This window comes from Cetobacterium somerae ATCC BAA-474, from assembly GCF_000479045.1.
GTDB lineage: Bacteria > Fusobacteriota > Fusobacteriia > Fusobacteriales > Fusobacteriaceae > Cetobacterium_A > Cetobacterium_A somerae.
Genome location: NZ_KI518091.1, coordinates 21,954 through 30,695, shown reverse-complemented (window position 1 = coordinate 30,695; position 8,742 = coordinate 21,954). Strand labels below are relative to the sequence as shown.

General features: G+C 29.3%; 6 protein-coding genes. All 6 read left to right on the top strand.

The genetic code is table 11. The features are described 5' to 3' along the window. Window positions 1–116 precede the first annotated feature (116 nt). The 6 genes from HMPREF0202_RS03100 to HMPREF0202_RS03075 all read left to right on the top strand — a co-directional run bounded on the left by HMPREF0202_RS03100 (window position 117) and on the right by HMPREF0202_RS03075 (window position 8,739). Complete coding sequence (locus tag HMPREF0202_RS03100) at window positions 117–1,757, top strand: sigma 54-interacting transcriptional regulator (protein WP_023051926.1); 1,641 nt, start codon at window positions 117–119, stop codon at window positions 1,755–1,757. 203 nt (window positions 1,758–1,960) lie between these two features. Next, a complete protein-coding gene (gene dpaL, locus HMPREF0202_RS03095) occupies window positions 1,961–3,172 on the top strand; it encodes a diaminopropionate ammonia-lyase (RefSeq protein WP_023051925.1) in 1,212 nt (403 codons plus the stop codon). Between the two features lie 63 nt (window positions 3,173–3,235). Further along, complete coding sequence (locus tag HMPREF0202_RS03090; protein ID WP_040406213.1) at window positions 3,236–4,420, top strand: YgeY family selenium metabolism-linked hydrolase; 1,185 nt, start codon at window positions 3,236–3,238, stop codon at window positions 4,418–4,420. An 18-nt stretch (window positions 4,421–4,438) separates the two neighbouring features. Further along, entirely contained in the window at window positions 4,439–6,031 is a 1,593-nt protein-coding gene (locus HMPREF0202_RS03085) for an N-acyl-D-amino-acid deacylase family protein (protein ID WP_023051923.1), read from the top strand. A 12-nt stretch (window positions 6,032–6,043) separates the two neighbouring features. Continuing rightward, the gene (ssnA, locus tag HMPREF0202_RS03080; RefSeq protein ID WP_023051922.1) at window positions 6,044–7,375 is read left to right on the top strand and encodes a putative aminohydrolase SsnA; all 1,332 of its coding nucleotides are present in this window, start codon (window positions 6,044–6,046) and stop codon (window positions 7,373–7,375) included. Window positions 7,376–7,398: 23 nt separating this feature from the next. Then, entirely contained in the window at window positions 7,399–8,739 is a 1,341-nt protein-coding gene (locus HMPREF0202_RS03075) for an NCS2 family permease (RefSeq protein WP_211231153.1), read from the top strand. Window positions 8,740–8,742: the final 3 nt, after the last annotated feature.

The window sequence follows — 8,742 nt, the reverse complement described above, 5'->3', positions numbered from 1 at the left end:
ACTGTTTGTATAGAAAATAAATTCATAATAATGTATAATTATATATATAATTATATAAAAATAAAAAAATTATTTATAAAATTTATAATAAATATGTAATTGTTAGGGGGAGAAATATGAATTCTAATTTACAAGAATTTTTAGTAGCTTTATCAGAAATAAATGCAATAGAAATTGAAGTGGTCAATACAGACAAAGTAAGAGTATTTTCCACTGGAGTTTATAAAGAACGAATAGGGGAAATTTCAGATGAGTGTTTATATGAAAAAGTAATAAGTGAAAAAAGAACTATTTTAATAGAAAGTCCAAAAAATAATAAAGAATGTAAAGTTTGTTTTAATAATCGTTGTTTAAAAAAAATTATATTAGCCACACCGCTTACATATAAAGAACAAATATTAGGAGCTATATCAATTTTTAGTTTTTCTCTTTCTAAAAGAGATGAAATTTTAGAAAAAATAACTTTATATACAGATATTCTGAAAAAGATTTCTAGACAAATAACAGACAGTTTTTTTATAGAAAATTATTCAGAGCTATATCATGAAATTTTTTTAAAAATGAAAAAAGCGGTTTTTATATTAAATGAAAATGGACAAGTTATTGATTATAACAGAAGTGCAAATTCATATTTTAGTATGTTTAAAGAACTTAGGGGAAAAAAAGTAATAATAAATTTTAAAGAAGACAATAATTATGTCCTATCTATTGGAAATATTTCGCTAGAAGTTAAAGCAGAAATAAAATCTTTTGAAAATAAAAGAAGTTTTATTATTTTTAAAAAATCAAATAAATTTGTTTTTGAAGATAATTTTGATCAGCTACTAATAGGAAAATCTAAAGCTATATTAGAGCTAAATCGGAAAATAAAAATGGTTTCAAATTCAAAAATTCCAGTTATGATAAAAGGTGAAGTAGGTTCAGACGAGGAAATTATAGGGAAATTAATACATAATCTTTCAGAAAGAAGAAATAAAAAATATGTTTCAATAAATTGTAGAGATGAAGATGAAGAACATTTAGAGGAAAAAATTTTTGGAAATGATTTCAATAAAAATTTAAAAATTGGACTTTTAGAAAATTTAGATGGTGGAACATTATTTATAGAGGAAATTGAATGTATGCCAATTCATATACAAAAAAAATTACTTTACTATTTAAGAACATCTATGATTATACCAGAAAATAGTGAGAAACAGATTATATCAGATGTGAGAATCATAGTTTCAACAAGAATTGACTTATTGGAAAAAGTAAGACAAAATAAATTTATAGAAAATTTATTTTATGCAATTGATTCTGTAAAGATAGAGATGCCTGGGTTAAAATATAGAAAAGATGATATGGATGAAATTGTAGAATATCTAATAGAAAAACATTCTAAGATTCAAAATAAAAAAATAGATGGAATAAATGAAAAAGCTAAAAAACTTTTAATAGAAAGTGAGTGGAAAGGAAATTGGAAAGAGTTAGATAATGCTTTAAAAGTTATAGTGGAATTAACACCAGATGATAATGAAATTGGCATTGAAAATATTCCTGAAAGAATAAAAGAGTTACATATAACAAAAGATATGAAATTTAGAAAAATAAGAAAAATAGCTGAAGTTGAAAAAGAAGAGATTATAGCTGCTTTATCACAATTTGGTACTGATACTGATGCTAAACAAATTGTAGCGAAAAAATTAGGAATTGGAGTAGCAACCTTATATAGAAAGATAGAAAAATATCAAATTGATAAAAAAAGTTTAATTTAAATTGAAAATACCCATAAAATGGGAATTTTAAAAAAAATAAAAAAATATCAAAATGAAAAAAAGGTATATATATACCTTTTTTTTATTGTTTAACATCCTAAAAAATGACTAAAAAACCTAAAAAAAAACATTTGAGAATTAAAATGTATATAGTATAAAAGTGTTAAGAGATTAAAAGAAGTAAATATTGATATGGAGGAATTATGGATAAAAAAATTAAATGGCAAAAAAATAATTTGCCAAAATCAAAAATAGAAAATTGTGAACAGATTTTGTCTTTAAAAGAAGTAAAAAAAGCGAAAGAATTTCATAAAAGTTTTCCAGAGTATGAAGTAACTCCACTTGTAAAATTAGAAAACTTTGCTCAAAAAATAGGTATTAAAAGTTTTTATTTAAAAGATGAATCTTATAGATTTGGACTTAATGCATTTAAAGTTTTAGGTGGATCATATTCTATGGGAAAATATATAGCACAAAAATTAGGAAAAGATATATCCGAACTAAAATATGAAGATTTTATAAGTAAAGAAGCAAAAGAAAAGTTAGGAGAAATAACTTTCTATACAGCAACAGATGGAAATCATGGAAGAGGAGTTGCTTGGACAGCAAATAGACTTGGACAAAAATCAGTTGTATATATGCCTAAAGGATCTTCTGAATTTAGATTACAAGCAATTAAAAATGAGGGAGCAGAAGCTTCGATAACAGATATGAATTATGATGATGCAGTAAGGCTTGCAGCAAAAAATGCTAAAAATAGTAATGGCGTTATAATTCAAGATACAGCATGGGAAGGATATGAGGAGATTCCTACATGGATAATGCAAGGATATGGAACAATGACTTTAGAAGCAATAGAACAACTAAAAAAAGATGGAATAAATAAACCTACTCATGTTTTTGTACAAGCTGGCGTAGGATCTTTAGCCGGTGCAGTTCAAGGGGTGGTTGTTAATAGTTTTGGATTAGATGTAAAAACTATAGTAGTGGAAGCAAACTTAGCAGATTGTTTATATAAATCATCAGTAATAGGAGATGGGGAAGCATATAGCGTTGGTGGAGATATGCAAACAATAATGGCCGGACTAGCTTGTGGAGAAGCAAATATTATATCTTGGGAAATTTTGAAAACATATTCTGATACATTTATTTCGTGTCCAGACTGGGTAGCTGCAGAAGGAATGAGAATTTTAGGAAATCCACTGAAAGGAGATCAAAGAGTTATTTCAGGAGAGTCAGGTGCAGTTACAACAGGGCTTGTTTATGAAATTATGACAAATCCCCAATACCAGGATTTAAAAAATAATTTAGAGTTAGATGAAAATTCAATAGTTCTTGTTTTTTCAACAGAAGGAGATACAGATCCTAATAAATATAGAGAAATAGTTTGGAAGGGTGGATACTTAAGAGATTAAATATTTTATTAAAATTAAGAATAAAAAAGTAGTAAGGAGGTAAAAATGTTACATACAAAAACTATACTAACAAAAAAAAGGGAAGAGTTTGTAATAAAATTTCTTCAAGAAATGATTCAACAACCATCTAATTCAGGAAAAGAGTCAGGAGTTGTAGAGGTTATAAGGAAAAATTTGTTAGATATGGGATATGATTCAGTGCATATTGATAAATTTGGAAATGTTATTGGATGTATAAAAGGAAATAAACCAGGAAAAAAGATTTTGTTTGATGGACACATTGACACTGTTCCAGTTCAAGGAAGAGAAAAATGGAAGTATGATCCATACGGTGGAACAATTTCTGATGGAAAGCTTTATGGAAGAGGAACTTCAGATATGAAGGGACAAACCGCTGCTTTTATGGTTGCAAGTGCTTATTTTGCAGAGGATTGTAAAAAAGATTTTGCAGGAGAAATTTATGTAGCTGGAGTTGTACATGAAGAAATTTTCGAAGGAATTGCAGCTAGAGAAATATCAAAATATGTAAAACCTGATTATGTAGTTATTGGTGAATCATCGGAATTGAATCTAAAAATTGGTCAAAGAGGACGAGGAGAAATAGTATTAGAGACATTTGGAAAACCTGCTCATTCAGCAAATCCAGATAAAGGAATTAATGCAGTATATAAAATGGGTAAAATAATTGAAGAGATTAGAAAAATAGTTCCTCCAGAAACGGAATTAGGAAAAGGAATTTTAGAATTAACAGATATAAAATCTTCACCTTATCCTGGAGCTTCTGTAGTTCCTGATTATTGCAGAGCAACTTATGATAGAAGATTACTAGTAGGTGAGACTAAGGAGGAAGTTCTAGCTCCAATAGAGGATGTTTTAAATAAACTAATGAAAGAAGATCCAGAGTTAAAAGCTAAAGTTTCCTTTGCAATAGGAAAAGAAACTTGTTATACAGGAGAGATAATAGAAGGAGAAAGATTTTTTCCAGGTTGGCTATATAGTGAAGATGATGAATTTGTACAAAAAGCATATAGAGGATTAAAAGATGTAGGGCTTGAGCCTGAAATTACACAATATTCATTTTGTACAAATGGATCTCACTATGCAGGGGAAGCAAAAATAAAAACAATAGGATTTGGGCCATCTAAAGAAAATTTAGCTCATACAATCGATGAGTATATAGAATTAGATCAATTATTTAAAGGTATAAAAGGATATTATGGAATTTTAAAGTCGATTTATGATAAATAAAATTAAGGAGAAAATACAATGAAAACTTTAATAAAAAATGGTCTCATAGTAGATGGTAGTGGAGATCAACCATATATTGGTGATATTCTCATAGAGAAAGAGAAAATAGTGGCTATTGAAAAAAGTATTGATTGTAAAGATATAGATAGAATAATTGATGCTAAAGATCTTGTTGTAGCTCCAGGGTTTATAGATACGCATTCTCACTCTGATTTAGTAATTTTAGAAAGTCCTTACAACGAAGTAAAGGCTAGACAAGGAATAACTACAGAGATTTTAGGACAAGATGGAATTTCTATGGCACCTTTACCTAAAGAGTTTATATCTTCTTGGAAAAAAAATCTAGCTGGTTTAGATGGAACTTCAGAAAGCATTAATTGGACATATGAAACAACTGACGGATATTTAAAGCAGATGGAGAAAAGCAAAGTTGGTCTTAATTATGCATATCTTGTTCCTCATGGAAATATACGTATGGAAGCTATGGGGTTAGAAGGAAGAGCAGCTACAGAAGAAGAAATTAAAAAAATGTGTGAAATAACTCGACGAGAAATGGAAGCAGGAGCTTTTGGCTTATCAACAGGTTTAATCTATATTCCTTGCACTTATTCAGAAACAAAAGAGTTAATAGAAATGTGCAAAGTTGTAGCGGAGTTTAATGGAGAATTAGTTATACATCAAAGATCAGAGGCGGGAACAATACTTGAATCGATGGAAGAGGTTATAAGAATCGGAAAAGAATCTGGAGTAAAAATACATTTTTCTCATTTTAAAGTTTGTGGAAAACAAAATTGGAAATATATTGATGAAGTTGTAAACCTTTTGGAAAAAGGCGAAAAAGAAGGCGTAAAAATTAGTTATGATCAGTATCCTTATGCTGCTGGATCTACTATGTTAGGAGTAGTTCTTCCACCTTGGGCACATGCAGGAGGAACTGATAAATTGATGGAAAGATTAAAAAATGAAGAAGACAGAAAAAAAATGAAATTTGACATTGAAAATGGAATTCCAGGTTGGGATAACTTCATTGAATTTGCTGGATTTGATCAAATATTTATAACTTCAGTTGTTAGCAAGAAAAACCAAGATTTAGTTGGAAAAAATTTAATTGAAGTGGGAGAAATAAGAAAAAAAGCCCCATACAATGCTACATTTGATTTACTTTTAGAGGAAGAAAATGCAGTTGGAATGGTTGATTTTTATGGACTTGAAGAACATATTATAAAGTTTTTAAAAAGACCTGAACAAAATGTCTGCACAGACGCTCTTTTAGCTAAAGGAAAACCTCATCCAAGAGCATATGGATCATTTCCAAGAGTTTTAGGAAGATATGTGAGAGAAAAACAAGTTTTGAAGCTCCAAGAGGCAATTTATAAGATGACTAAAAAAGCAGCAGAAGCAATAGGGATTTCTGAAAGAGGAGAGTTAAAACCTGGAATGTTTGCTGATATAACAATTTTTGATCCTAAAACAATAATAGATAAAGGTGACTATATAAATCCAGCTCAATTTCCAGAAGGAATACAATATGTTATTGTAAATGGAACTCCAATTATAGATGATGGTATTTTTAAAAAAGTATCACCAGGAAAGGTTATTAGAAGAAAATAAGAGGAGGTAACTATGTATATTGTTGGAAATGGAAGAGTTATAACTCAAGATGATAAAAATCCATATATAGAAAATGGAGCTGTAGTAATAAAAGAAGATGAAATAATAGAAGTTGGAAATTTTAGTGATTTAAGAAAGAAGTATAGTGATGCTGAAATTATAGATGCAGATGATGGAATAATAATGCCAGGTCTCATAAATACTCATATGCATATATATTCAAGCTTTGCAAGAGGGATGGACATAAAGGGAAGTACAAGAAATTTTGATGAAATTCTTAAAAATCTTTGGTGGAAAGTAGATAAAAGTTTATCTCTAGATGATATTGAATATTCAGCATATGTAACATATATGGAAAGTATAAAAAATGGAGTAACAACGGTAATAGATCATCATGCTTCACCGATGGCAATAACGGGAAGTCTAGAGAGAATTGCTAAAGTTGCAGATTATTTAGGAATAAGAACTTCTTTATGTTATGAAGTTTCTGATAGGGATGGAATTGAGAAAGCAGAAGAGGGAATAAGAGAAAATGTAGAGTTTATAAAATATGCTGATAGAAAAAATTCAGATATGATAAAAGGAATGTTTGGAATTCATGCTTCTTTTACAGTATCAAACGAAACTTTAGAAAAATGTAAGAAGGCTATGGAAAATATAGATGTTGGATATCATATTCATGTTGCTGAAGGAATAACAGATTTAAATGACGCCCAAGAAAAATACGGGAAAAGAGTTGTGAAAAGACTTAATGAATATGGAATATTTAAAGAAAATACAATAGCAGTTCATTGTATACATATTAATGATTATGAATTAGATATTTTAAAAAATTCAGGATGTAATGTTATCCATAATCCAGAATCAAATATGGGGAATGCAGTCGGTTGTTCTCCAGCAATAAAAATGTTAGAAGAAGGATTAATTGTAGGTCTTGGAACAGATGGGTACACAGCAGATATGATTGAATCTCTAAAAGTAGCTAATATTTTACATAAACATGAATTAAAGGATCCAACAGTAGGATGGAAAGAAGCTCCTTTAATGCTTTTTAGAAACAATCGAGAAATAATAAAAAAACAATTTGGATGTAATACGGGGATTTTAAAAAAGGGAGCAAAGGCAGACATAGCAATATTTGACTATATACCTCATACTGAGCTTAATGAAAATAACTATAATAGTCACATAATATTTGGAATTTCAGGAAGAGGAGCTACTACTACTATTTGTAATGGAAAAATTCTTATGAAAAAAAGAAAGCTTATTAATGTAGATGAGAAATCAATCTTAGAGAAAGCTAGAACAATTTCGAAACAAATGTGGAAAAGTGTAGAAAAATAAAAAATAAATATAGGAGGGTTGTTATGGAAGAAGATTTAGAATTGGTAAGAGATGAGGGGTTAGGAAGTAAATCAAAATTGGATCGATACTTTAAAATTAGTGAAAGGGGATCGGATGTAAAGACAGAATTATTTGCAGGGTTAACAACATTTATGACAATGGCTTATATTTTGGCAGTTATACCAGGAACACTTTCAAAAACTGGAATACCATTTTCAGGAGCATTTGCAGCGACAGCATTATCATCAGCAATAGCAACATCTTTAGCTGCATTATTTAATTTTCCATTTGGATTAGGACCATCTTTAGGTATGAATGCATTCTTTGTATTTTCAGTTGTTTTAGGTCAAGGACATAGTTGGCAGTATGCTTTAACAGCAGTTGCAATATCTGGAGTTTGTTTACTGATATTAACTGTAACAAGAGTGAGAGAAAAATTGTTTGATGTAATTCCATTTAATATTAAAATGGCAATGATTGCAGGAATTGGATTATTTATAGCTTTAATAGGTCTTGTAAGTGGTGGAATAGTTGTAGCAGGACAAGGAACTGTTGTAACTCTAGGAAACCTAAAGGACCCAAGAGCAGTATTAACACTTGTTGGAGTTTTTTTAACAGGATCATTAATGTATAAAAATATAAAAGGTTCCATGTTTTGGGGAATAATTGGAACTGCTATAATAGGATTTTTTATGGGTGTAACAAAATTACCAACAAGTTGGCAAGTAATTCCAGATTTGAAATCTACGGTTTTTCAATTTGTAGGAATGGATGAAATTTTGACACCAAACATGGCTTTAGTAGTATTTACATTTCTTTTTGTTGCAATATTTGATACTGTTGGAACTCTTATAGGACTTGGAGGGAAGGCAAATTTATTAGATGAAAATGACAACCTACCAGGAGTAACAAAAGCTTGTCTTTGTGACTCTATTGGGACTATAATGGCAGGATTTTTAGGAACATCTCTTGTTGGAACATTTGTTGAATCAGCTTCAGGAATAGCAGAAGGTGGAAAAACAGGATTAACAGCATTAACAACATCAATACTTTTTGTAATAGCATTATTTCTATCACCATTATTTATTATGATACCAGCATCAGCTACAGCACCAGTATTAATTATAGTAGGACTTTTAATGGTAACTGCTATAAAAGCGATAAATTTTGATGATATAACAGAGGGAATACCAGCATTTTTAACAATTATCTTAATGCCATTAACATATAGTATAGCAGATGGAATTGTTATTGGAATTTTATCATATGTGGCTTTAAAAGTTTTAACTGGAAAATTTAAAGATGTGACGAAGGTAATGGCTGTTTTGGCAATTCTGTTTGTAGTAAAAATTATGTTTATTTAGTTA

Excerpts from the sequence above, each read along its gene's own strand:
- ssnA (WP_023051922.1), top strand. The coding sequence starts at position 6,044 with ATGTATATTGTTGGAAATGGAAGAGTTATAACTCAAGATGATAAAAAT.
- HMPREF0202_RS03085 (WP_023051923.1), top strand. The coding sequence starts at position 4,439 with ATGAAAACTTTAATAAAAAATGGTCTCATAGTAGATGGTAGTGGAGAT.
- HMPREF0202_RS03100 (WP_023051926.1), top strand. The coding sequence starts at position 117 with ATGAATTCTAATTTACAAGAATTTTTAGTAGCTTTATCAGAAATAAAT.
- dpaL (WP_023051925.1), top strand. The coding sequence starts at position 1,961 with ATGGATAAAAAAATTAAATGGCAAAAAAATAATTTGCCAAAATCAAAA.
- HMPREF0202_RS03075 (WP_211231153.1), top strand. The coding sequence starts at position 7,399 with ATGGAAGAAGATTTAGAATTGGTAAGAGATGAGGGGTTAGGAAGTAAA.